Below are 20,088 nucleotides of genomic sequence, written 5' to 3' on the forward strand. Positions count from 1 at the left end.
CGATCATGAACGCGATCCTCGACCCCGCCCTCCTTCCGGCCCAGCAGGCGCAACACGGCGCGCTGGCCATCCAGGGCCTGAGCAAGGCCTACGCCATCGACGGCCGCAACCTGCCGGTACTGGAAGACATCAACCTGAACGTGCGCCCCGGCGAGTTCGTCAGCATCGTCGGCGCCAGCGGCTGCGGCAAATCCTCGCTGCTGCGGCTGATCGTCGGCCTGGAGAACGACTACAGCGGGCGCATCCTCCTCGACGGCCAGGCCGTGACCGGCACCGGCCTGGAGCGCGGCATCGTGTTCCAGGACCACCGGCTGTTCCCCTGGAAGACTGTGGAGCAGAACGTCGCCCTGGCGCTGAAACAGCAGAAACTCAGCCGCGCCGAGAAGCGCGAGCGGGTGGCCGAGCACCTGGAGCTGGTAGGCCTGACCGGCTTCGAGCAGGCCTATCCGCACCAGCTCTCCGGCGGCATGGCGCAGCGCGCCGCCATCGCCCGCGCGCTGATCACCCGGCCCAAGGTGCTGCTACTGGACGAGCCCTTCGGCGCCCTCGACGCTCTCACCCGCGTGCGCCTGCAGCATGAGTTGCAGCGCATCTGGGTGCAGCAGCGCAGCACCATGATCATGGTCACCCACGACGTGGAAGAGGCGCTGTACCTGGGCGATCGGGTGATCGTCATGGACGCGCGGCCGGGGCGGATTCGCCATGAGGTGCGGGTCGATCTGCCGCATCCGCGTGAGCGCGGGCATGCTCGGCTGGCCAGACTCAAGGACGAACTGCTGGCGGAGCTGATGCAGGGATGATTCTCCTGTAGGGCGCGTAACCCGGAACGGGTTATCTGCCCTACGGAACCACCGGGCGCCAAGGGAGCGTCAACGTAGGATGGCGTGGAGCGCAGCGATACCCATCATTCCTGTGCCGCGACAGCATGGGTATCGCAAGCTCCACCCATCCTACGTCCGCGTTTCGCCGGCAACCTCCGAGCTGGCAGCAGACAGCGCCGCCGGGAAATCCGGGTGATACCCCGCGCCGATCTCCTCCAGCACGCCCGCCTTGCGCAGCTTGCCGAGCACCCGCGCATTGGCCTCGCACAGGCGCACTTCGATGCCACGTCGCTGCAACTGCTCGATCACTTCCTGCAGGGTCTGCAGGCCGGTGATGTCCATGAACGGCGCATGGCGCAGGCGGATGATCAGCACCTTCGGGTCGGTGTGGGTCTTGGCCAGCGCGCGCTCGAAGGTTTCCGCCGCGCCGAAGAACAGCGGCCCCTCGATGCTGTACACCAGCACACCGGGCGGCAGCTCGCCAAGGCCGCGGCCGCGCAGTTCCACCTCCAGCTCCGGGCCGTCGTCGGCGTGTACTTCCACCGAGGACGCCATGCGCCGCAGGAAGTGCAGCATGGCGAGGATCACACCGATGTTCACCGCGATCACCAGGTCACTGAACACGGTGAGCAGGAAGGTCACCAGCAGAATGGCTACATCCGCGCGCGGCGCGCGCTTGAGCATGAACAGGAAGTGCCGCGCCTCGCTCATGTTCCAGGCCACCACGAAGAGGATCGCCGCCAGCGCGCAGAGAGGAATGTTCGAGGCCAGCGGCGCGAGGAACAGCAGGATCAGCACCAGCGTCGCCGCGTGGGTGACGCCGGCCAGCGGGCTGTTGCCGCCGTTGCGGATATTGGTCGCAGTGCGCGCGATGGCCCCGGTGGCGGCAATGCCGCCGAACAGCGGGGTGACCAGGTTGGCGATGCCCTGGCCGATCAGTTCCTGGTTGGAGTCGTGGCGGGTGCCGGCCATGCCGTCGGCCACCACCGCCGAGAGCAGCGACTCGATGGCGCCGAGCATGGCGATGGCGAAGGCCGGGCCGATCAGCTCGAGCACCCGCGGCAGGGTCACTTCCGGCAGGCTGAAGCTGGGCAGGCCCTGGGGAATACCACCGAAGGCGCTACCGATGGTGGCGACACCGTCGAAGTGGAACAGCGACTGGATAGCCGTCACCACGACCATCGCCACCAGCGGGCCGGGCACTCGGCGCAGCGCAGCGATGCGCGGGGTGAACAGCACCAGCGCCAGGCTCAGCAGCGCCAGCACAGTTGTCGCCAGGTGCAGTTGCGGCAATGCCTGGACCAGGTGCCAGAGCTTCTGGTGGAAGTGCTCGCCGGTCACCGCCGGCAGGCCGAAGAAATCCTTCCACTGGCCGACCCAGATGATCACCCCGATGCCGGCAGTGAAGCCGACGATCACCGGCGCGGGGATGAAGCGGATGATGCTGCCCAGGCGGCTGACGCCCAGCAGCACGAGGATCGCGCCGGCCATCAGCGTAGCGATCTGCAGGCCATCCACGCCGTACTTGGCGGTGACGCCGGCGAGGATGACGATGAAGGCGCCGGTCGGGCCGGCGATCTGCACACGGCTGCCGCCCAGCAGCGAAACCAGCACGCCGGCGAAGATCGCCGTGTAGATGCCCTGCTCCGGCTTCACCCCGCTGGCGATGGCGAAGGCCATGGCCAGCGGCAGCGCGACCACCCCGACTATGACCCCGGCCACCAGGTTGCGCGTCCAGTGCTCACGGCCGAAGAGTCCGGCCTTCCAGGCTTCTCGCAGGGCGATCATCGCAGTCTCCGACAGGATTTCGAGCAAGGATGCTAGCAGGAGCAGCCCTTCGGCAACCCGGCGCAGGTCATGCCTGTGGCGCGCTGTCGCAGGCCAAACGCAGTGAACAGAATATTGCACAAGCCTGATGATGCGCAGGATCCAGGCGGGTTCGCAGGCGCCATTTCACGGGCGCTTATGACGCAAATCAGCTGGGTCGATTTGCCAGCGAAGCGAAAAATGGGCACAATATGTTCATTATGTTGAACATCAAGGCTCTACCTCTCCCCACTTCCCGCCTGGTTTCGCGCGAGCGTCACTGGACCGGCGACCTCTAGCTCCTCCCTTCGGCAATCACCTTCTGGTGGCGCCAAGCGCGGTGAACACTCACAGGTGATTCCCGCCCGAGTCGGCACCACCGAACCCGAACCGAAACCGCCGCAAGGATGCTCTTAGCGAGACTGCGCGCGGCTGCCCGTGGGAGGGCTTTACCATGCGTTCCTGGATCTATCTGCTAGCCGCCATCGGCTTCGAAGTCGTTGGCACCACCTCGATGAAATTCACCCACACGCTGTTCCCGATTGCCGGGCTGCTGCTGATGTACGTGATGATCGGCCTGTCGTACTACTTCCTGTCGCTGGCCATCAAGCGCGTGCCGGTCGGCGTGGCCTACGCCCTGTGGGAAGGCATCGGCATCGTGCTGATCACCCTGGTCAGCGCCTTCTTCCTCGGCGAACACCTGAGCCTGGACAAGGCCCTGGGCCTGGCCGTGATGATTGCCGGCATCCTGCTGGTGAAATCCGGCACCCGTACCAGCCAGCGTGAAGAGCACCGTGAACTGAATGGGGAGGCCGTGACATGCTGAACCATGACCTGATTCCGATGGCCTGGCTAGGCCTGGCCATCGTCCTGGAAGTGATCGCCAACCTGCTGCTGAAGTACTCCGACGGCTTCCGCAAGCGCCTGATCGGCGCGGCCTCGATCCTCTGCGTGCTGGGCGCGTTCACCGCGCTGGCGCAGGCAGTACGCGGCATCGAACTGTCGGTGGCCTACGCCATCTGGGGCGGCTTCGGCATCCTCGCCACCGTCGCCATGGGCTGGGCCCTGTTCGGCCAGCGCCTGGTCTGGCGCGGCTGGGTCGGCCTGGCGATGCTGGTGCTGGGCATGGGCCTGCTGAAGCTGGCCTGATTGGCTCGATGTGAGCACGACAAAGGCGGAGCTGGGCTCCGCCTTTTTTATGCCTGGGAATTGGGTGCCCGCGACCGGCGTCCGCAGGACGCCCCGTAGGGCGCATAACCTGGAACAGGTTATCCGCCGCAGCCCGAACGGCGGATAACGCTGGCGCGTTATGCGCCCTACGAGAGGCTGCGGACGGGTCAGGCCAGCAGGCTGACCACCGCAAAGCGACTCAGGTTGGCCTGGGCCACTACCGTCTGCGCCGCTGCGCTGTAGTGCGTGGCGCTGCGCCCCATGCGGTCAAGCATGGACGCGGCGAAGGTGTGCGCCCACTCGCGCTCGTCCTCACTGGCGTGGCGATCGAGGAAGTCGCGGATGTCGTCCTGGCGATGGCGCAGCTGGTCGCGCAGACCGCCAATGCGATCCAGCGCCGACACCACCGAATCGAGCAACTGGCGCTGTTCGCGGAAAGCGTCGGTCTTGATCTCGGTGGGGAACGCCAGCAGCCCTTCTTCCTGGCTTTTCAGCCGAGTGTTCTTGCCCTTGGCGAACAGCTTGCCCTCGCCCTGCACCGCCAGCTGGCCCTTGAGCTGCTGCCAGTCGGCCTCGGGGGCGGAGAACTTCAGCGCGCCATCGCTATCGAGTTCGGCGCGGATGCCGGCCTGGCCGAGCGTGGCGTTGAAGCGGCGCAGCACCTGCTCGGTGCTCATGCCATCGTCCAGCACCACCGCCGCCGGCTCCCCGAGCTGACGCCCGGCGCTGAACAGCAGGGTTTCCTTACCCGAGCGCTGGATATCCTGTACCGACTCCAGTCCTTCGAGGCTGAAGCGGCTACGCACCGGTTCGTTCAGGCGCAGGCGGAAGTTGGCGTCGAGGCTGCCGTCCGAACGCTGGACGCGCTGCTCCAGCAGCTCGTTGACCTGCCGGGTGGCCTGGCGCACGCCTTCGCGGTCCTGGGACTGCGGCGCGCTGAGTTCGCGGCTGAGGTTGAGCTTTAGGCCGCCCAGACGGTCCTGCAGGTCGCCCAGGTAGCTGTCGGCCGACTGTATGGAGGATAACTGCTGGTTGAGCTGCAGGTTGAAGCTGCCGCTCTTCTGCGCGCCCCGCGCCATCTGCGCGGCGTTCTCACTTTTCTCATCGTTCTTGCGCAGGGCGTTCTGCCGCTCGCCGGTGGAAGGCAGGATGACGTCGCGGCGGGCGCTCGGGTCGAAGACCGCAGCGGCCGGCAGTTGCTTGATGACCTTCATGGTGACCTCTGCACCGGATGTGCTTCCGCCCGACACTGTGGCCGGGCGGAGGCGGGATAAAAAGTAGGGGAACCGGGCGCTGCGCCGCCGATTGGCGTCCAGACCTCCTTGCGGCGCGGCCCGGCTCCCCTACGAAGAAACTTACAGGCGACTGAACAGCGACAGGTCGTTGAGCTTCAGGTAGGTCTTCTGCGTGGCCTGCAGCGCCAGCTGGTAGGTGTTCAGGTCGATGCTCGCGCCGGCGTAGTCCAGCTGCGACAGCTCGCCATTGATCTTCTGGTTCACCAGCGACACCTCCTCGTTGCTCGAGTTGAGCATGGTCAGGGTGTTCTGCCGTCCGCCCAGTTCGGTGATGGCGCCAAGTACGCCGTCGTGGGCGCTGTCGAGGCTGTCGATGGTCGCTGCGATCTGCGCGTGCACCGCGGGGTCGGCGACGTCCAGCGCCGGGTCCTTGAGCATCTTCACCGTGGCATGCAGCTGGTTGAGGAAGTCCATGTTGCTGCCGAAAACGCCCAGCGCGGTGACGTTCTCTTCCACCTGCACGCCGTTGGCCACGGCGGCCTGGCGCGACTTGTCGTTGCCGGTGGCGACGTAGGTATCGGTCAGCGGTTCGTAGGTCGTCGCGGCGGTGTCGCTCAGGGTCCCGGAGAACAGGTAGCGGCCTTCCTCGTCGCGCACGTTGACGAAGCTGACGATGGTCTTCTCGATATTCTCCAGCTCCCCGGCCATGGCGTTGAGGTCGCCGCCGGTGTTGGAGCCGTTGGCCGCCCAGAGCAGCAGGTCGCGCACATTGAGCATCGCGTCGGAGGTCGCCTGCAGGTTGGTTTCCTGGGTCGACAGGTTGCCCGAGACGTTGCCGATGTTGGTGCGGTACTGCGCCAGGCTCGCTTCCTCGCGCTGAATGCGCAGCATGCGCACGCTGGCGATGGGGTCGTCGGAGGGCTGGAGGATGCGCTGCCCGCTGGACATCTGCTGCATCAGCTTGCCCAGGGCCGCCGAGTTGCTGTTCATCGAACCGCCCATCAGCGCGGTGATCTGTGCATTGGTAATGCGCATGGTGCTTTCCTTAGCCAGGGCCCTAGAAGGCCGCGAGCATCGAGTCGAACAGCTCCTTGGCGGTGCTGATGACTTTCATGTTGGCCTGGTAGGCCTGCTGGTAGGTGATCAGGTTGACCGCCTCTTCATCCAGGCTCACCGCGCTGACGCTGTCACGCTGGGCCTGCGCCTGGGTGGCCACGGTGGTGGCGGTCTTCTGGTCGGCCTGGTTCTGCCGGCTGGCGCTGGCGACCTTGCCGAGCAGGCCGGCGAAGGCGTCGTTGAGGGTCACCTGGCTGCCGTCGATGGTGATCGACTGGCCCTTGAGATCGAGCAGCGCCAGCAGGTTCACGTTGTTGCCGGACTCGCCCGCGGTATCCGACAGCGCCAGCTCCTCGGGCTTGAGGTCATTCACGCTGAGCATCGCCGTGGTGCTGCCGGCGTTGTAGGTGAGCAACGCCTGGCCGGCGTTGCCGTTGAGGTCGAAGCCATTGGCCAGGGTGTCGTTGACCATCTGCGCGAATTGCCCGGCCATCTCGTGCAGGGCGATCTGGTTCGGCCGCAGGGTGTCGTACTCGGTGTCGTACAGCGCACCGAGGGAGCCACCCATGCCGTCCTGGGCCAGGGGGAAGCTGGTGCCGGCGAAGGTCAGGGCGATTTCCTGCTCGCCCGTGGAAGTACGGCTGATCGCCAGTTGCCCGGCGGAGTTGCCGGCCACCAGCGGCTGACCGTTGGCGAGGGAGACGGTGAGCGAGCCGTCGGCCACTTCGTTGACGCGGATCGAGGCGTATTTGGAGAGGTCCTGCACCAGGCTCTCGCGGTGGTCGCGCAGCGCGGTGGTATCGCCTCCGGAAGAGCCGACTTCGACGATCTGCTTGTTCAGCGCGGCGAGGTTGCTGGTCAGGCCGTTGATCTCCCCGACCATGGAACCGCGCTGCTCCTGCAGGGCGCGCAGCTGGCTGTCGATGTTGCCGGACAGGCCGTTGAAGCGCTGGGCGAGGTTCTTGGTCTCGTTGACGATCTGCTGGCGAAGGGCGACCGAGCCGGGCGTGGCGGTGGCCTCGCTGAGCGCCGCGAAGAAGTTGTCCAGGCCGACGCTGATGCTCGAGCCTTCGCCACCCATCAGGCCTTCCAGCGCGGACAGGTACTGCTGGCCGCTGTCGTAGTAGCTCTGCTCGGTGGTGGCGCGCCACAGCTGCTGGTTCTGGAAGTCGTTGGCCATGCGGCGGATGCTGGTCACCGTCACACCGCCGCCAACGTTCAGACCACCCTCGCCGGCCAGCGAGGCGAGCACCGGGCTCAGCCGGCTGAAACCGGGGGTGTTGGCGTTGGCGACGTTCTGGCCGGAGGTGGCCAGGGCGATCTGCGCCGCGCGCAGGCCGCTGTAGCCGATCTGGCTCAACATACTCAAGAGGCATTCTCCTTCGACTCGAGGCGGATCGGCTGGGCAAACGCCGCCGAGGCCGGTCGGGAAACAAATTCGGGCTGTTGTCCCTGATAGGCGACGTAATCACTGTGGCGCTTAAATCCTTCCTGCGGCGCGTGCTTCAGGCCACTCTCCGGCGACAGGCCGCTGCCGGGGATGCGCGCCGGCGCCTGGGCCTCGCGCACGCGACGGAGCACGCCGAGGGTGTAGTCGCGGGTTTCATCGAAGGGGATGCTGCGCACCCAGTCGGCCATGCCGATCTGCCCGCTGCGCGGGTCGCCGTTGCTCTTGAGCCACTCATCGACCTTGCCCGGCCCGGCGTTGTACGCGGCCAGGGCGAGCACGTGCTGGCCGTCGTAGCGATCGAGCATCTTGCCCAGGTAGGCGCTGCCCAAGGCCTTGTTGTAGGCCGGGTCGCTGGTCAGGCGCTGCTCGTCGTAAGGCAGGCCGAGTTCGCCGGCGACTTCGCGGGCGGTGTCAGGCATCAGCTGCATCAAGCCACGCGCGCCCTTGGGCGAGACGGCGGCGGCGTTGCCGCCGGACTCCTGGCCGATCACGCTGTCCACCAGGGTGCGGAAGCCCGCCGTGCCCTGCTGCCAAGCGTGGGCGAGACGGTCCACGCCACGCTGCCAGGTATCCACCAGCGGGTTGCGGCTGGAGACCGAGTGCCGGCGCAGCGCCTCGCCGCTGTCGGCGAGCGCCACCGGCTCGGTGGTGTCGGCTGGCTCGGCAGAGAGCTGTCGCACCAGCAGGTCGGCGATACCGGTCTGCTTGCGCGAGGCGAGGTGCTCGGCCAGCGCTTCGTCGTAGAAATCGCGCATCGTATCGAGGTCGCGGCTGCGCAGCGGGCTGCCGGCGGAGAGCACGTCGCCGGCCTTGCGCATCTGCTTGAGGATCTGCTGCAGGAACATCGCCTCGAACTGTTCGGAGGCCGCCTGCAACTGCTCGCGGCGGACCTGCTCGGGCGACTCGCCGGGCTGACCGGCGGGCACGATGGGGCGATTGAGCGAGGTGATGCTCATCAGATCACCACCAGCTCGGCATTCAGCGCGCCGGCCTGCTCCAGCGCCTGGAGGATGCTCATTACGTCATCCGGCGTCGCGCCCAGGCTGTTCACCGTGTTGATGATGCTTTCCAGGCTGGTGCCCTCGGGCCACTTGAACATCGGTTTCTTGTCCTGGCTGACCGAGACGTCCGACTGCGGGGTGACCGCCGTGGTGCCGTTGGAGAAGGGCCCCGGCTGGCTGACCTGGGGGTTCTCGCTGATGGTCACGGTGAGCGAGCCGTGGGCGACCGCGGCGGCTTTCACGCGCACGCCCTGGCCGACCACCACAGTGCCGGTGCGGCTGTTGAACACCACCTTGGGCCGGGTGCGGCCTTCCTGCACTTCCATGCCTTCGAGCATGGCCATGAAGCTGGTGCGCTGGGCCAGGCTGACCGGGGCGCGGACGGACACCTTGGTGCCGTCCAGCGCAGTGGCGGTGCCGGAGCCGAAGCGTTCGTTGACCGCGTTCATCACCTGGTTGGCGGTCTGGAAGCTCGGCTTGCGCACGTTGAGCATCACGTCCGGGCGCTGGGCGAAGTCGCTGGGAATCATCCGCTCGATGGTCGCGCCGTTGGGAATCAGGCCGCTGTTGGCGCTGTTGATCGACACGCTGGAGCCGCTCTGGCCCTGTGCATGCAGGCCGCCGACCACCAGGTTGCCCTGGGCCAGCGCATAGACTTCGCCGTCTACGCCCTGCAGCGGCGTCATCAGCAGCAGGCCGCCGCGCAGGCTCTTGGCGTCGCCCAGCGAGGACACGGTGACGTCGATGGTCTGTCCGGCGCTGTAGGACGGCGGCACGCTGGCAGTGACGCTTACCGCGGCGACGTTCTTCAGTTTCGGGTCGACGTTCGGCGGCAGGTTCACGCCGAACTGCTTGAGCATGTTGGCCACCGACTGGTTAGTGAACTTCACCTGGTTCTTGTCGCCGGTGCCGTCGAGGCCGACGACGAGGCCGTAGCCGATCAGCTGGTTCTCGCGCACGCCTTCGATGTCCACCAGGTCGAGCAGCGGGATGGCCAGCGCCTCGACCTGCCAGGACAGGCACAGCAGCGCCAGCAGGCGGGAAAGATGTCTACGCATGGAGTGCTCGCCTGCTTACATCGGGAACAGCGGGTGGGTGAAGAAGCGCGTCAGCCAGCCGGCCGAGTTGCTGTCGTTGAGCACGCCGCGCCCGGCGTAGGAAATCTTGGCGTTGGCGACGTTCTGCGAGGACACCTGGTTGGAGCGGTTGATGTCGTCGATGCGCACCAGCCCCGTGAGGCGGATGAACTCGTCGCCCTGGTTCAGGCGCAGGGATTTTTCGCCCTTCACCAGCAGCACGCCGCCGGGCAGCACCTTGTGCACGGTCACCGCAATGGAGCCGGAGAGGGTGTTCTGCTGCGAGCTTTTCGCCGAACCGGTGAAGTCGCGGTTGGCCGTGGCGGACGTTTCCAGGCCGCCGTAGTCCTTGGTCAGGATGGTCGGCACCGGCACATCCAGGCTGGACTGCTTGCCGAAGCTGGTGCCCGCGCTCTTGCTCGACTGGGTGGACTCGCTGAGGACCACGGTGACGATATCGCCGACGCCGATGGCGCGCTTGTCGCGCAGCAGCGAGCCGCCATAACCGGAACGGAACAGCCCGCCGCTGGTGGTCGGCGGCTGGCTGTAGTCCAGCTCCGGGGGCTGGTAGGTCGAGGAATCCTCGTCCGGCAGCATCTCGTCGAAGCTCTGGCATCCGGCGAGCAGCGCCAGGGCGAGCAGCAGGGCAAGGCGCGTCATGGTCAGACCGTCTGGTTGAGGAACTGCTGCATGCCCGACGCGGCGTCGAGCACCTTGGCGTTGGCCTCGTAGGCGCGCTGGATGGCGATCATGTTCACCATCGCTTCCACCACCTGCACATTGGAGCCTTCCAGCACGCCCTGCTTGAGATTACCCAGGCCCTCTTCGCCCGGCGTGCCTTCCTGCGGCTCGCCGCTGGCGGCGGTTTCCTTGTAGAGGTTGCCGCCGAGGGCTTCCAGGCCCGCCGGATTGGTGAAGCTGACCAGGGTGATCTGGCCCAGCTCCGTGGGCAGAGTCTCGCCCGGCAGCACGGCGGTGACGATGCCGTCGCTGCCGACGGTGAAGCGACTGGCGCCGGCCGGCACTTCGATGTTCGGCGTCAGCGGCAGGCCCTGGGCGTTGACCACGATGCCTTCGTTGTTCAGCTGCAGCTGGCCGTTCTCGGTGTAGTAGGTATCGCCGTTGGGCGCCTCGACCTGGAAGAAGCCGCTGCCGACGATGGCCAGGTCCATGGGCTGGCCGGTGGTCTGCATGCTGCCTTCGGTGAACACCTTCTGCGTGCCGACGACGCGCACGCCGCTGCCCAGCTGGATGCCCGAGGGCACGGTGTTGACCTGGTCAGCCTGGGCGCCAGGTTGCAGCTGCACCTGGTAGAACAGGTCCTCGAAGACTGCGCGGTCGCTCTTGAAGCCGACGGTGTTGACGTTGGCCAGGTTGTTGGCCACGGTGGACATCGCGGTGTCCTGGGCTGCCAGGCCGGTCTTGCTGACCCAAAGTGCCGAACTCATGTTGTGCTCCTGTCTGCGCGCCGCGGGTTAGCCGCCACGGATCATGCGGTCGCCGGCCTCGGCAAGATCCGAGGCGGCCTTCATCATCTTCACCTGGGTCTCGAACCGGCGGTTCAGGCTCATGGTCCCCACCAGCTGGTCGATGGCCGAGACGTTGCTCTGCTCCAGGTGCCCGGAGACCAGGCGCACGTCCTCGCTGGCGGCGACGTTCTGGCCGTCCTTGCTCACCAGCAGGCCCTGGGCGTTCTTCACCAGAGAGGCAGCCGGCGCGTCCACCAGCTTCAGGCGGTCGACGTCGGTCATCATGAAATCACCGCGAGGCATCACCGAAATGGTGCCGTCGCTGCCGATGGCGATGGCGTCGTACTCGGGCAGGGTGATCGGCCCGCCCTCGCCGAGCACGGCGCGGCCGTTGATCATGAGCTGGCGGTCAGCGTCGATCTCGAGGTTGCCCTGGCGCGTGTACGCCTCGCCGTTGCCGCTCTGCACGGCGAACAGGCCCTGGCCCTGGATGGCGACGTCGAGGTCGCGCCCGGTGGCCATCAGGGTGCCGGCGCTCATGTCCACGCCGCTGCTCTCGATGCGCGCGAGGTGGCGGCTGTCATAGCCGGCGCCGCTCACATCGACGGCGGTGGCGTGCTCCAGGTCAGCGCGAAAACCGGGGGTGTTGACGTTGGCGAGGTTGTTCGCGCGCACGTCCAGCGCCGCCATGCTGCGGCTGGCGGCGGTCATTGCGGTGTAGCCGAGGCGATCCATGACGAGTCCTTAGATGGCCGAGAACAGGACCTGGGTGAGTTCCTTGTCGGTGGTCATCACCTTGGTGTTCGCCTGGTAGTTGCGCTGGCCTTCCATGAGGCCCACCAGTTGCTGGGTGATGTCGACGTTGGAGCCTTCCAGGTTTCCGGCCGACAGCGAGCCGAACTGGCCGATGCCGGGCACGCCGATCAGCGGGGCGCCGGAGGCGGAGGTCTCGGTCCAGGCGGTGCCGCTCTGGTTCTGCAGGCCGCCGCTGTTGATGAAGTTGGCCAGGGCAACCTGGCCCTGCAGCATGCGCTGGCCGTTGCTGTAGTTGACGTAGACCTTGCCGTCGTTCTCCACCGCGATGCCGGTCTGCTCGCCGGCGGCGTAGCCGGTGGTGCGGTTGGTGGTGACGACAAAGTCCGAGCCGTACTGGCTGGTGCCGGTGTAGTCCAGCGAGATGTTCATCGGGTCGACACCGGGCAGGGCGAAGCCCACCGGCACCGAAGCGATCGGCGAGGACAGCGAGCCGTCGGGGGCGAAGGTCAGTGACTGGGTGGCGCCGACGGCATTGCCGTCCACCGCGTAGTGCGCGTCCCAGGTGTTGGTGCCGGTCAGCACGAAGTACTGGGTCAGGGTGTGCTCCTTGCCCTGGGAGTCATAGATCTTGCTGGTGTAGGTGGAGTTGTAGGTCTCCACCTTCTGCGGGTCGAACGGCGAGACGGTCGGCACCGTCTCGTTGGAGTCGAGGTTGGCGACGAACTCCAGCTTGTCGGTGGCCTTGGCCGGCAGGTTGGCGGTCTTCACCTGCAGGTCGGAGACGGTGCCCACCAGCAGGTTGCCGGCGGCGTCGGTCGGGTAACCCTGCAGGCGCTGGCCGGTGGCGTTGATCAGGTAGTTGGCGTTGTCCTGGCTGAACACGCCGGCGCGGGTGTACTGGGTGTCGCCATTGCCGCTCTTGACCACGAAGAAGCCGCCGCCGGAGATGGCGAGGTCCAGTGCGCGGTTGGTCGACACCAGCGAACCGCCCTGGCTGATGCTCTGGGTGGTGCCGGCGACTTCCACGCCCATGCCCTTGCCGTCGGCGTAGACGCTGCCGAACTCGGTGCGCGAGGACTTGAAGCCCACGGTGCCGGAGTTGGCGATGTTGTTGCTGATGGTGTCCAGCTGCTGGGTGACGGCGTTCAGGCCGGTCAGGGCGATGTTGAAGCTCATGGCGTTATCTCATCCTAAGAGGGGGGAAGCAGGCGCTCAGGCGGCCTGGCCCTGACTGAATTCGACGATCTTGTAGAAGGGCACCGAGCCTGCGCCCTCGACTTCCAGTACCGGGCCATCGGCGCTGACGCGGACGTTGTGCACCAGGCCGGACACCTCGATACCCGGCGTCTCGCCGCTCTCGGTCTTGACCGCCAGGCTGTACTTGCCGGGCTTCAGGCCAAGCGCTTGCGGGTCCACGCTGAAGGGCACGGCACCGGCTTCCTGCGGGCCGAGGGTGATGTCGGTACGCACGCCGTTGGCGTCGGTGAGCTGCAGCACGGTGGTGGCCGAGGCGTGCTCCAGGGTGATCTGCCCGCTGACCTTGTCGCCGTCCAGTTGCAGGCTGTCGGCGCTGACCTTCACTTCCTGGCCGACCAGGCCGGCGGCGGTGAGGGTCTGCAGGTTGTCCATCAGCACCAGGTTGTTCTGCTGCAGGGTGGTCATGTTCTGCATGCTCTTGACCTGCGCCATGGCCGAGTACTGGTTGATGAACTCGGTGCTGTCCACCGGCTTGGTCGGGTCCTGGTATTGCACCTGGGCGACCAGCAGGGTGATGAAGCTGTTCTCCATGTCGGTCAGCTCGCCGAGGTTGACCGCCTGCTTGGGCGTGTCGGACGAGGTACCGCTGGTGGTGGTGCTGGTGTCGTTGTTGACCGTACTCATCAGGCGTCTCCCAGTTTCAGCAGGCTGGACTGCATGCTCTTCACGCGGTTGAGCACTTCCACGCCGGTCTCGAAGCTGCGGGTGGCGGACATCATGTCGGTCATCTCTTCGATCTCGTTGACGTCGGGGTAGTAGACGTAGCCGGTGGCGTCGGCCAGCGGGCTGCCCGGTTCGTAGCGGCGCTGCGGCGAGCGACCGGAGGTCACCACGTCGAGCACCTGCACGTGGGCGCCGCCCATGCCGGCGCCACGGGTCAGCTGGTCGTTCTCGTAGACGGCGGCGAACATCGGCTTGCGCGCCTGGTACACGGCGTCCGGGCTGTTGGCGGCGGAGTCGGCGTTGGCCAGGTTGCTCGCCACGGTGTTCAGGCGCACGGTCTGCGCGTTCATCGACGAGCCGGCGATGCGGTAGATGGAATCGAATGCCATGGCGTCAGCGTCCTTCGATGGCCTGCTTGAGGCCGCGGAATTTCAGGGTCAGGAAGGTCAGGCTGGTCTGGAAATCCATCGCGTTGCGCGAGAACTCCGCCTGCTCGGTGGACAGCTCCACGCTGTTGCCGTCCTGCGAGGGCTGGTTGGGAATGCGGTACTTCAGGTCCGGGCGCGCGGCATTGATGTTGGTGCCAGCGCTGGCCAGCAGGACGCCGGAGCTGTCCTGGCGCTGCATCTCGGCGGCGAAATCGATGTCCCGCGCCTTGAAGCCGGGGGTGTCTTCGTTGGCCAGGTTGGAGGCCAGGATTTCGCTGCGCTGCATGTGCAGCGAGAGGGCTCTCTCGTGGATACCCAGGGTCTCGTCAAACCGTATACTCATTCGCGCAACCCGCTCTCGTCGTTCGGCCATCTTTCGGTGTGCGCAGCGACAGAGCACAAAGCATGCCCACCCCGGAATATCGCTTCATGCCGTTGATTTACAAGGATTTATGCGCAAAGCAAGACAACGCGTGCAACGCGGCTTTTCCGCTTTCGACGCACCGCGCGACGGGATGCGGAAAGGCCCTTTCCGCCTGCTTCCTCCTGCTGCTTCCCGCCCTGGCACAAGCCCAGGATGCGCGCGCGCAACTCGACACCGCCGCGCAGCAGCAGGTCGCCGCCGAGCTGAAGGAAGCCGCGCGCAAGGCTGGCTGGAAAGGCATGACTTTCACGGTGAACAACAACCTGCCCAACAGCCTGAGCAAGCTCGCCGCCTGCCCCGGAGGCCCGCAACTGCGTGCGCTCGAAGCGCCCGTCGCGGTCACCGCGCGGCGGCGTTTCGAAGCCTCCTGCGCAGGACAATCCGGCTGGCCGGTGACCTTCATCAGCCAGCCCACGGTGTATCTGCCGACCGTGGTCGCCAGCGGCGAGATCGCGCGCGGCCAGACACTGGACGCGGCGCAGCTCAAGCTCGCGCCGATGGAACTCGGCAAGAGCTCGCGGGGCTACTTCACCGATATCGCCGAGGTGGCCGGCAAGACGGCCCGCCGCCGCATTCGCGCCGACCAGCCGCTGACGCCGGCACTGCTCGATGGAGCAATGCGGGTGCGGCGCGGCCAGCAGGTGAAGATCGTCGCCAGCCAGGACGGCATCCAGGCCAGCGCCGTCGGCGAGGCGCTGGCCAACGGCAAGCAGGACGAAGTGATCCGCGTGAAGAACCTGCGCAGCCAGAAGATCATCGAGGCGAAGGTGACGGCATCAGGCGAGGTGAGCAGCATCTTCTGATGCTGCCCCCGCTCACTGCCGAACTCCCCTGCAGGAGCGCGCCAGGCGCGCGATCACGGGCATGGCCCGCTCCTACAGTGATGCGCTGCGGTCACCGCTGCCCAGCGAGCCCGGCAGCACGACGATGGATTCGGGCGTAGCGGCCGGCGCGGCAAACGTGGTCACCTCCTCCAGCCGCCGCGCGTGGATGCTCGGCGCCGGCAGCACCGGCGCATCCAGCGGCGCCTCACGGAAGCAGCGCAGGTGGTTGGCGACCATGTCGTAGCCGGACAGGTGGCTGAAGGCGATCCCGCCGGAGAAGCGCGGGTTGACGTCCATCAGCAGTGCCTCGCCGTCCTGCACGAGGAACTCCATATTGATGCAGCCGTTCACGTCCAGCACGCGGGCGACCTGTCCGGCCATCTCGACCAGCTGCGGATCGGCCAGCATGCGCACAGTCAGGCCCGCGCCAGTAGGCGTGCGCACCAGTTCCTGGCGCGCCATGGCCGCCCAGTCGCCGCTGCTCCGCTGGCGCACCACGTCCACCACGCAGACCTCACCCGGCAGCAGTGGCTGCACGATGTAATCGCGGTCGGAGAAACGCTTGCGCACGTAGTGCATGAAATCCGCGTCGCGCACCTGCATCAGCCCTTCGCAGTTACGCCCGTCGCGCGGCTTGGCGATCAGCGGCAGGTCCAGCCCCGGTACGGGCAGGTCTTCCAGGCGCCAGGTGGGAATGGTGCAGATCAGCGGATCGTTGCGAAAGGCCTGGTGCACCAGCCACTTGTCGCGGGCGACGCGAATGGTCTCCAGCGGCTGCATGCACAGCGTGATGCCGCGTTTGGCGAACGCCTCGTGGTGCAGCGCAAAGGCATCGACCTCGGGGTCGATCAGCGGCACCACATGGGTCACCTGCTCGGCTTCGCAGATCCTGAGGATGCGCTCCACATACTCGGTTACATTTCTCGCCGCCGGAACCCGATGGAAGGTATCCAGCAAGGCCGAGGTGGTGCACCAGTCACGGGGCTGGGTATTGGTCCCCACCACCCGCGCGCCCCAGTGCTCGCGCAACGATGAGATCACCGATTCGGCCGAGTACGAGCCGATGGCGGTGACCAGGCAGGTAAACGGGAAGCCACCCGCCGAGCTGCTCAAGACGCAGCTCCGCCGGTGATTCGCGGAAAGAGCATGTTCATTGCTTCATGGCCCCGTGAAGATTCGACTGCCTACGCCCAAACACTCCGTTGCCGTACGACATTTCCGAGGGAATAGAGCAAGCGTAGCCGCGAACCGGCGCTCCGGCGGGGCTGCCCCGGAGCGCCTGGAAGATTTCCGACGGGGGTCAGGTCCACCAGTAACGGACGAAATGGAAGAACACCGGTGCGGCGAAACACACCGAATCCAGGCGGTCGAGCATGCCGCCGTGGCCTTCGATCATGTGGCCCCAGTCCTTCACTCCGCGGTCACGCTTGATCGCCGACATCACCAGCCCGCCGAAGAAGCCGAGGATGTTGATCATCAGGGCGATCAGCAGCGCCTGCCAGAAGCTGAAGGGCGTGATCCACCACAGCGCGCCGCCGATCAGCGTGGCCAGCGTCACGCCGCCGACGAAGCCTTCCAGGGTCTTGGACGGCGACAGGTTCGGAGCGATCTTGCGCTTGCCCATGAGCTTGCCGCAGACGTACTGCAACACGTCGGACAGCTGCACGACGATCACCAGGAAGGCGATCAGCAACAGGTTGCGCCCTTCGTAGCCGGCGATCTCCAGGGTCAGCAGCGCCGGCACGTAGGAGATGCAGAACACCGCCAGCATCAGCGCCCACTGCACCTTCGAGGCGCGCTCGAGGAAATGCTTGGAGTCGCCGCCCAACGAGGCGAGGATCGGCAGCAGCAGGAACACGTAGACCGGGATGAAGATAGAGAACAGCCCGTACCAGCCGATGCCGATCAGCAGGTACTGCATCGGCAACACGAAGTAGAACGCCGCCACCAGCGCCGGATAGTCGCTGCGCCGGGTCGGCATCAGGGTGAGGAATTCGCGCAGCGCGTAGAACGACACCCCGTAGAACAGCAGGATCACCGCCCAGTGACCGAGGGCGAAGGCGCAGCCAATCACCGCGACCATCACCCACCAGGCGTTGATCCGCGCGTTGAGGTTGTCGATCACCGCGTGCGGCCCGGGCGGCGCTTTCCAGCGCAGCACCGCGCCGACCAGCGAGGCGAGGACGAGGATGGCGCCGATGCCACCGAAGAGCAGCCAGGTCTGGTTCATCTCAGCGACCCTCCGGCGCGGCGAGCTTGAGCAGCGCCTCGCGGGCGCGTTCGAGGAAGGCCTCCTTGGCCTCTCCCTCCTCCACCGCCAGCGGTGCGCCGAAGCTCAGGGTGCACAGCAGCGGCAAGGGCAGCGCGCGGCCCTTGGGCATCACGCGGTTGAGGTTGTCCAGCCACACCGGCACCAGTTCCACCTGCGGATGGGCCCTGGACAGGTGGTAGATGCCACTCTTGAAGGGCAGCAGGCGTACTTCCTCGTCGAGGTTGCGGGTACCTTCGGGGAAGAGGATCAGCGAGTCGCCGTCAGCCAGGGCGCGCTCCACCGGCTCCAGCGGGTTGCCGCCCTCGGCGCCGCGCGTGCGGTCGATCAGCACGCCATGGAACACACGGTTGATGATGAAGCCACGCAGGCCGCCCTTGCCCCAGTAGTCCATGCCTGCCACCGGCCGCGTGCGCGAGCGCAGCTCCGGCGGCAGCGAGGCCCAGAGCAGGACGAAATCGCCATGGCTGCTGTGGTTGGCGTAGTAGATGCGCTGCGCCGGGATCGGCGTGGTGCCGATCCACAGGCTGCGCAGGCCGGTCACCGCACGGGCGCCGGCAATGATGGCGTAGGCGCAGAGTCGTTCCAGCATTGCGGGTACGTTCCTCAGGATTGGAAAGTCAGGGTGATCAGGCACAGCAGCGCAATGAGCCACTGGGCGGCGCAGAGCTGCACCTGCCGGCGCAACAGGGCGAGCGCGCCACGGCTGCGCTCGCTCCAGGGACGGCCGGTCTTGTCCGCCGACACACCGGCGTAGGTCGCCAGGGCGTCGTCCAGCTGCCGGGTTTTCTCCGGCAGCGCCTCTCCGGCGTTGGCCATGGCTTCGAACAGGTCGGCGTCCAGTGCCACGCGCATGGCATAGAACTTCTGCACCAGCCCGAGCAGCACCAGCAACGCCATGCTCAGGCTGAACGCCAGGGTGGCGCTGGCCATCAGCACGCCGTAGAAACCCAGGGCCAGCGCCAGCACCGTGAGTGCCGAGGACAAGCCATTGAGACTGCTGCCGCGGCGCAGCAGGCTGGCCACCAGGATCAGGGCCGGATCAACCGACATGACTCACCTCCTGTGACAGGTTCGGCTGGCCGGCGATCTGCGCCAGCACTGCCAGTTGTTCGGTTTTGAGTACCACCTGCGGACGCGCGTGGCGAAGCTGCGCCAGCGCATCTTCGAGCGTGGCCGCACGGCCGGATATCAGCAGCCATGCCACCACCAGCGTGGCGCTGCGCGAGTAGCCCAGTGCGCAACAGACCAGCACCGGGCCTTCGGCGTGCATTCGCTGGATCAGCTCCGCACCTTGCCGGCACTGCTCGACACTGGGCGCTACCAGGTCAAGCAGCGGCAGGCACTCGTAGCGCCGGGTCAGCGCAGTGCGGGGCAATTCGGCGCACAGGTCGAGGATCGCCAGGCTCGGCAGATGCCGGGGCTGGTACCAGTCCGGCAGGCGCCCGAGCCAGAGCCCCGGCAGCACTTCATCCGGCTGCGGATGGCGGCGCGTCCACCAGCGCGCATTGAGCCACGCGCCCAACCAGTAGGGCGCCAGCAGCCAGGAGACCGCCACCGAATGGCGACCGTCCCGGCGCTTCTGGAAGCCCACCGTACCGATCCCCAGGTAGCACAGCGCGACCAGCGCCAGGGATACCGCCGGCCAGCAGAGCCAGAGCCACAGGCCGCCGCCAACCAGCGCCAGCACCAGGCAGAGCAGCGCCCCGACGCCGTAGGTGGCTGCCAGCCGACGCCGCTGCGGATCGCCGCTGAGGCTCCACGCCTGCAACGGCGAGCGGACCTCCCGCGGCCATAGCCAGACGCAGAGGAAGCCGAGCAGCGCACCGGTCGGCACGTCGATGAAATGGTGTTGCCAGGTGGTCAACACCGACAGGCCGATCAATGCGAACCAGCCGTGCAGCAGCCACCGCCATGCGCCGCTGGCGTAGCGACCGTAGGCGGCCCAGAGAATCACCAGCAGGGCGATATGCAGCGAAGGCGCCTGATTGAAGGGCTTGTCGAAGCCCATCAGCAGGTCGAACAGCACGCCGAAGACGCCCTCCAGCATCGGTCGTTCGAAGCTGAAGCGCAGCGGGAACAGCAGGAAACAGGTCACCGCGACAACCTGCGCGGTGAGCAGGCGCAGGGCGTGGCAGTCCAGCCCGCGGCGGGTACGCGGCAGCAGGAAGGACAGCCCGTACAGCAGGTCGATCGACCAGTACGGGATGATCGTCCAGGGCCACAGCGGCGTGCCTCGCTCCCAGTCGAACACCAGCACGCCGACCGATTCGCGCTGCCCCGCCACCCAGTTGGCGAAGCCATAGCTGAGGAAGAAGAACGGCCCAAGGAACAGCAGCCAGATCACCGCCCTCCGCAGGACACCGGGGTCGCGCGCCGGCAT

The 20,088-nt window shown here is 66.7% G+C and carries 22 protein-coding genes; 4 read left to right on the forward strand and 18 right to left on the reverse strand.

Annotation, left to right across the window (positions count from 1 at the left end; translation table 11 throughout):
• Positions 1 to 5: 5 nt before the first annotated feature.
• Entirely contained in the window at positions 6 to 800 is a 795-nt protein-coding gene (locus IB256_RS15930) for an ABC transporter ATP-binding protein (protein ID WP_192294685.1), read from the forward strand.
• 150 nt (positions 801 to 950) lie between these two features.
• Here IB256_RS15930 and IB256_RS15935 read toward each other — a convergent pair whose 3' ends face one another.
• A complete protein-coding gene (locus IB256_RS15935) occupies positions 951 to 2,609 on the reverse strand; it encodes a SulP family inorganic anion transporter (protein ID WP_192403228.1) in 1,659 nt (552 codons plus the stop codon).
• 472 nt (positions 2,610 to 3,081) lie between these two features.
• Between IB256_RS15935 and IB256_RS15940 the strand changes: the two genes are divergently transcribed.
• Together IB256_RS15940 and mdtI are read left to right on the forward strand one after the other, a co-directional pair.
• Positions 3,082 to 3,453, forward strand: a complete 372-nt coding sequence (locus IB256_RS15940) for an SMR family transporter (protein ID WP_192403230.1) — start codon at positions 3,082 to 3,084, stop codon at positions 3,451 to 3,453.
• Positions 3,447 to 3,776, forward strand: a complete 330-nt coding sequence (mdtI, locus tag IB256_RS15945; protein ID WP_024766311.1) for a multidrug/spermidine efflux SMR transporter subunit MdtI — start codon at positions 3,447 to 3,449, stop codon at positions 3,774 to 3,776. Before IB256_RS15940 ends, mdtI begins: the two co-directional genes overlap by 7 nt.
• Before the next feature lie 188 nt (positions 3,777 to 3,964).
• Here the strand turns inward: mdtI and IB256_RS15950 are convergent, their stop codons facing one another.
• From IB256_RS15950 to flgB, 12 genes are all read right to left on the reverse strand, one after another.
• Positions 3,965 to 5,011, reverse strand: coding sequence for a hypothetical protein (locus IB256_RS15950; RefSeq protein WP_192293990.1), 1,047 nt, complete (start codon positions 5,009 to 5,011; stop codon positions 3,965 to 3,967).
• Between the two features lie 141 nt (positions 5,012 to 5,152).
• Positions 5,153 to 6,067 (reverse strand): flagellar hook-associated protein FlgL, encoded by a 915-nt coding sequence (gene flgL, locus IB256_RS15955; RefSeq protein ID WP_192403232.1) that lies wholly within the window; start codon positions 6,065 to 6,067, stop codon positions 5,153 to 5,155.
• A 22-nt stretch (positions 6,068 to 6,089) separates the two neighbouring features.
• On the reverse strand, positions 6,090 to 7,457 hold the full coding sequence (flgK, locus tag IB256_RS15960) for a flagellar hook-associated protein FlgK (RefSeq protein WP_192403234.1): 1,368 nt from the start codon (positions 7,455 to 7,457) through the stop codon (positions 6,090 to 6,092).
• Positions 7,454 to 8,494, reverse strand: a complete 1,041-nt coding sequence (locus tag IB256_RS15965) for a lytic transglycosylase domain-containing protein (RefSeq protein WP_192403236.1) — start codon at positions 8,492 to 8,494, stop codon at positions 7,454 to 7,456. The genes flgK and IB256_RS15965 overlap by 4 nt, the downstream gene beginning before the upstream one ends.
• Positions 8,494 to 9,597: a flagellar basal body P-ring protein FlgI gene (locus IB256_RS15970; protein ID WP_192294029.1), complete on the reverse strand. Its 1,104-nt coding sequence runs from the start codon at positions 9,595 to 9,597 to the stop codon at positions 8,494 to 8,496. Before IB256_RS15970 ends, IB256_RS15965 begins: the two co-directional genes overlap by 1 nt.
• Positions 9,598 to 9,612: 15 nt before the next feature.
• On the reverse strand, positions 9,613 to 10,275 hold the full coding sequence (gene flgH, locus IB256_RS15975) for a flagellar basal body L-ring protein FlgH (protein WP_138213236.1): 663 nt from the start codon (positions 10,273 to 10,275) through the stop codon (positions 9,613 to 9,615).
• Between the two features lie 2 nt (positions 10,276 to 10,277).
• Positions 10,278 to 11,063 (reverse strand): flagellar basal-body rod protein FlgG, encoded by a 786-nt coding sequence (flgG, locus tag IB256_RS15980; RefSeq protein ID WP_081518763.1) that lies wholly within the window; start codon positions 11,061 to 11,063, stop codon positions 10,278 to 10,280.
• Between the two features lie 27 nt (positions 11,064 to 11,090).
• Positions 11,091 to 11,819 carry a flagellar basal-body rod protein FlgF gene (flgF, locus tag IB256_RS15985; protein ID WP_192294035.1) on the reverse strand — a complete coding sequence of 243 codons (729 nt, stop codon included), beginning with the start codon at positions 11,817 to 11,819 and terminating at the stop codon, positions 11,091 to 11,093.
• A gap of 9 nt (positions 11,820 to 11,828) precedes the next feature.
• A complete protein-coding gene (gene flgE / locus IB256_RS15990) occupies positions 11,829 to 13,016 on the reverse strand; it encodes a flagellar hook protein FlgE (RefSeq protein WP_192403238.1) in 1,188 nt (395 codons plus the stop codon).
• A 36-nt stretch (positions 13,017 to 13,052) separates the two neighbouring features.
• Positions 13,053 to 13,721: a flagellar hook capping FlgD N-terminal domain-containing protein gene (locus IB256_RS15995; RefSeq protein ID WP_192294040.1), complete on the reverse strand. Its 669-nt coding sequence runs from the start codon at positions 13,719 to 13,721 to the stop codon at positions 13,053 to 13,055.
• Positions 13,721 to 14,149 (reverse strand): flagellar basal body rod protein FlgC, encoded by a 429-nt coding sequence (gene flgC, locus IB256_RS16000; RefSeq protein ID WP_081518767.1) that lies wholly within the window; start codon positions 14,147 to 14,149, stop codon positions 13,721 to 13,723. The genes IB256_RS15995 and flgC overlap by 1 nt, the downstream gene beginning before the upstream one ends.
• A 4-nt stretch (positions 14,150 to 14,153) precedes the next feature.
• Positions 14,154 to 14,531, reverse strand: coding sequence for a flagellar basal body rod protein FlgB (flgB, locus tag IB256_RS16005; protein WP_192294042.1), 378 nt, complete (start codon positions 14,529 to 14,531; stop codon positions 14,154 to 14,156).
• Between the two features lie 62 nt (positions 14,532 to 14,593).
• Between flgB and flgA the strand changes: the two genes are divergently transcribed.
• Positions 14,594 to 15,415, forward strand: coding sequence for a flagellar basal body P-ring formation chaperone FlgA (flgA, locus tag IB256_RS16010; protein WP_192403240.1), 822 nt, complete (start codon positions 14,594 to 14,596; stop codon positions 15,413 to 15,415).
• A 72-nt stretch (positions 15,416 to 15,487) separates the two neighbouring features.
• On the opposite strand, the gene IB256_RS16015 is transcribed toward flgA, so the two are convergent.
• The 5 genes from IB256_RS16015 to IB256_RS16035 form a co-directional block, all read right to left on the reverse strand.
• Positions 15,488 to 16,549, reverse strand: coding sequence for an ATP-grasp domain-containing protein (locus IB256_RS16015; RefSeq protein WP_192294046.1), 1,062 nt, complete (start codon positions 16,547 to 16,549; stop codon positions 15,488 to 15,490).
• Positions 16,550 to 16,736: 187 nt separating this feature from the next.
• Positions 16,737 to 17,666 (reverse strand): phosphatidate cytidylyltransferase, encoded by a 930-nt coding sequence (locus IB256_RS16020; RefSeq protein WP_138213243.1) that lies wholly within the window; start codon positions 17,664 to 17,666, stop codon positions 16,737 to 16,739.
• 1 nt (position 17,667) lies between these two features.
• A complete protein-coding gene (locus IB256_RS16025) occupies positions 17,668 to 18,297 on the reverse strand; it encodes a lysophospholipid acyltransferase family protein (RefSeq protein WP_192294048.1) in 630 nt (209 codons plus the stop codon).
• Positions 18,298 to 18,311: 14 nt separating this feature from the next.
• Positions 18,312 to 18,758 carry a hypothetical protein gene (locus IB256_RS16030; protein WP_151188977.1) on the reverse strand — a complete coding sequence of 149 codons (447 nt, stop codon included), beginning with the start codon at positions 18,756 to 18,758 and terminating at the stop codon, positions 18,312 to 18,314.
• A complete protein-coding gene (locus IB256_RS16035; protein WP_192294687.1) occupies positions 18,748 to 20,088 on the reverse strand; it encodes a phosphatase PAP2/dual specificity phosphatase family protein in 1,341 nt (446 codons plus the stop codon). The genes IB256_RS16030 and IB256_RS16035 overlap by 11 nt, the downstream gene beginning before the upstream one ends.

This window comes from Pseudomonas sp. PDM17, assembly GCF_014851985.1.
Classification (GTDB): Bacteria; Pseudomonadota; Gammaproteobacteria; order Pseudomonadales; family Pseudomonadaceae; genus Pseudomonas.

Excerpts from the sequence above, each read along its gene's own strand:
- IB256_RS15930 (WP_192294685.1), top strand. The coding sequence starts at position 6 with ATGAACGCGATCCTCGACCCCGCCCTCCTTCCGGCCCAGCAGGCGCAA.
- IB256_RS15935 (WP_192403228.1), bottom strand. The coding sequence starts at position 2,609 with ATGATCGCCCTGCGAGAAGCCTGGAAGGCCGGACTCTTCGGCCGTGAG.
- IB256_RS15940 (WP_192403230.1), top strand. The coding sequence starts at position 3,082 with ATGCGTTCCTGGATCTATCTGCTAGCCGCCATCGGCTTCGAAGTCGTT.
- mdtI (WP_024766311.1), top strand. The coding sequence starts at position 3,447 with ATGCTGAACCATGACCTGATTCCGATGGCCTGGCTAGGCCTGGCCATC.
- IB256_RS15950 (WP_192293990.1), bottom strand. The coding sequence starts at position 5,011 with ATGAAGGTCATCAAGCAACTGCCGGCCGCTGCGGTCTTCGACCCGAGC.
- flgL (WP_192403232.1), bottom strand. The coding sequence starts at position 6,067 with ATGCGCATTACCAATGCACAGATCACCGCGCTGATGGGCGGTTCGATG.
- IB256_RS15965 (WP_192403236.1), bottom strand. The coding sequence starts at position 8,494 with ATGAGCATCACCTCGCTCAATCGCCCCATCGTGCCCGCCGGTCAGCCC.
- IB256_RS15970 (WP_192294029.1), bottom strand. The coding sequence starts at position 9,597 with ATGCGTAGACATCTTTCCCGCCTGCTGGCGCTGCTGTGCCTGTCCTGG.
- flgH (WP_138213236.1), bottom strand. The coding sequence starts at position 10,275 with ATGACGCGCCTTGCCCTGCTGCTCGCCCTGGCGCTGCTCGCCGGATGC.
- flgG (WP_081518763.1), bottom strand. The coding sequence starts at position 11,063 with ATGAGTTCGGCACTTTGGGTCAGCAAGACCGGCCTGGCAGCCCAGGAC.
- flgF (WP_192294035.1), bottom strand. The coding sequence starts at position 11,819 with ATGGATCGCCTCGGCTACACCGCAATGACCGCCGCCAGCCGCAGCATG.
- flgE (WP_192403238.1), bottom strand. The coding sequence starts at position 13,016 with ATGAGCTTCAACATCGCCCTGACCGGCCTGAACGCCGTCACCCAGCAG.
- IB256_RS15995 (WP_192294040.1), bottom strand. The coding sequence starts at position 13,721 with ATGAGTACGGTCAACAACGACACCAGCACCACCACCAGCGGTACCTCG.
- flgC (WP_081518767.1), bottom strand. The coding sequence starts at position 14,149 with ATGGCATTCGATTCCATCTACCGCATCGCCGGCTCGTCGATGAACGCG.
- flgB (WP_192294042.1), bottom strand. The coding sequence starts at position 14,531 with ATGAGTATACGGTTTGACGAGACCCTGGGTATCCACGAGAGAGCCCTC.
- flgA (WP_192403240.1), top strand. The coding sequence starts at position 14,594 with ATGCCCACCCCGGAATATCGCTTCATGCCGTTGATTTACAAGGATTTA.
- IB256_RS16020 (WP_138213243.1), bottom strand. The coding sequence starts at position 17,666 with ATGAACCAGACCTGGCTGCTCTTCGGTGGCATCGGCGCCATCCTCGTC.
- IB256_RS16025 (WP_192294048.1), bottom strand. The coding sequence starts at position 18,297 with ATGCTGGAACGACTCTGCGCCTACGCCATCATTGCCGGCGCCCGTGCG.
- IB256_RS16030 (WP_151188977.1), bottom strand. The coding sequence starts at position 18,758 with ATGTCGGTTGATCCGGCCCTGATCCTGGTGGCCAGCCTGCTGCGCCGC.
- IB256_RS16035 (WP_192294687.1), bottom strand. The coding sequence starts at position 20,088 with ATGCCGGCGCGCGACCCCGGTGTCCTGCGGAGGGCGGTGATCTGGCTG.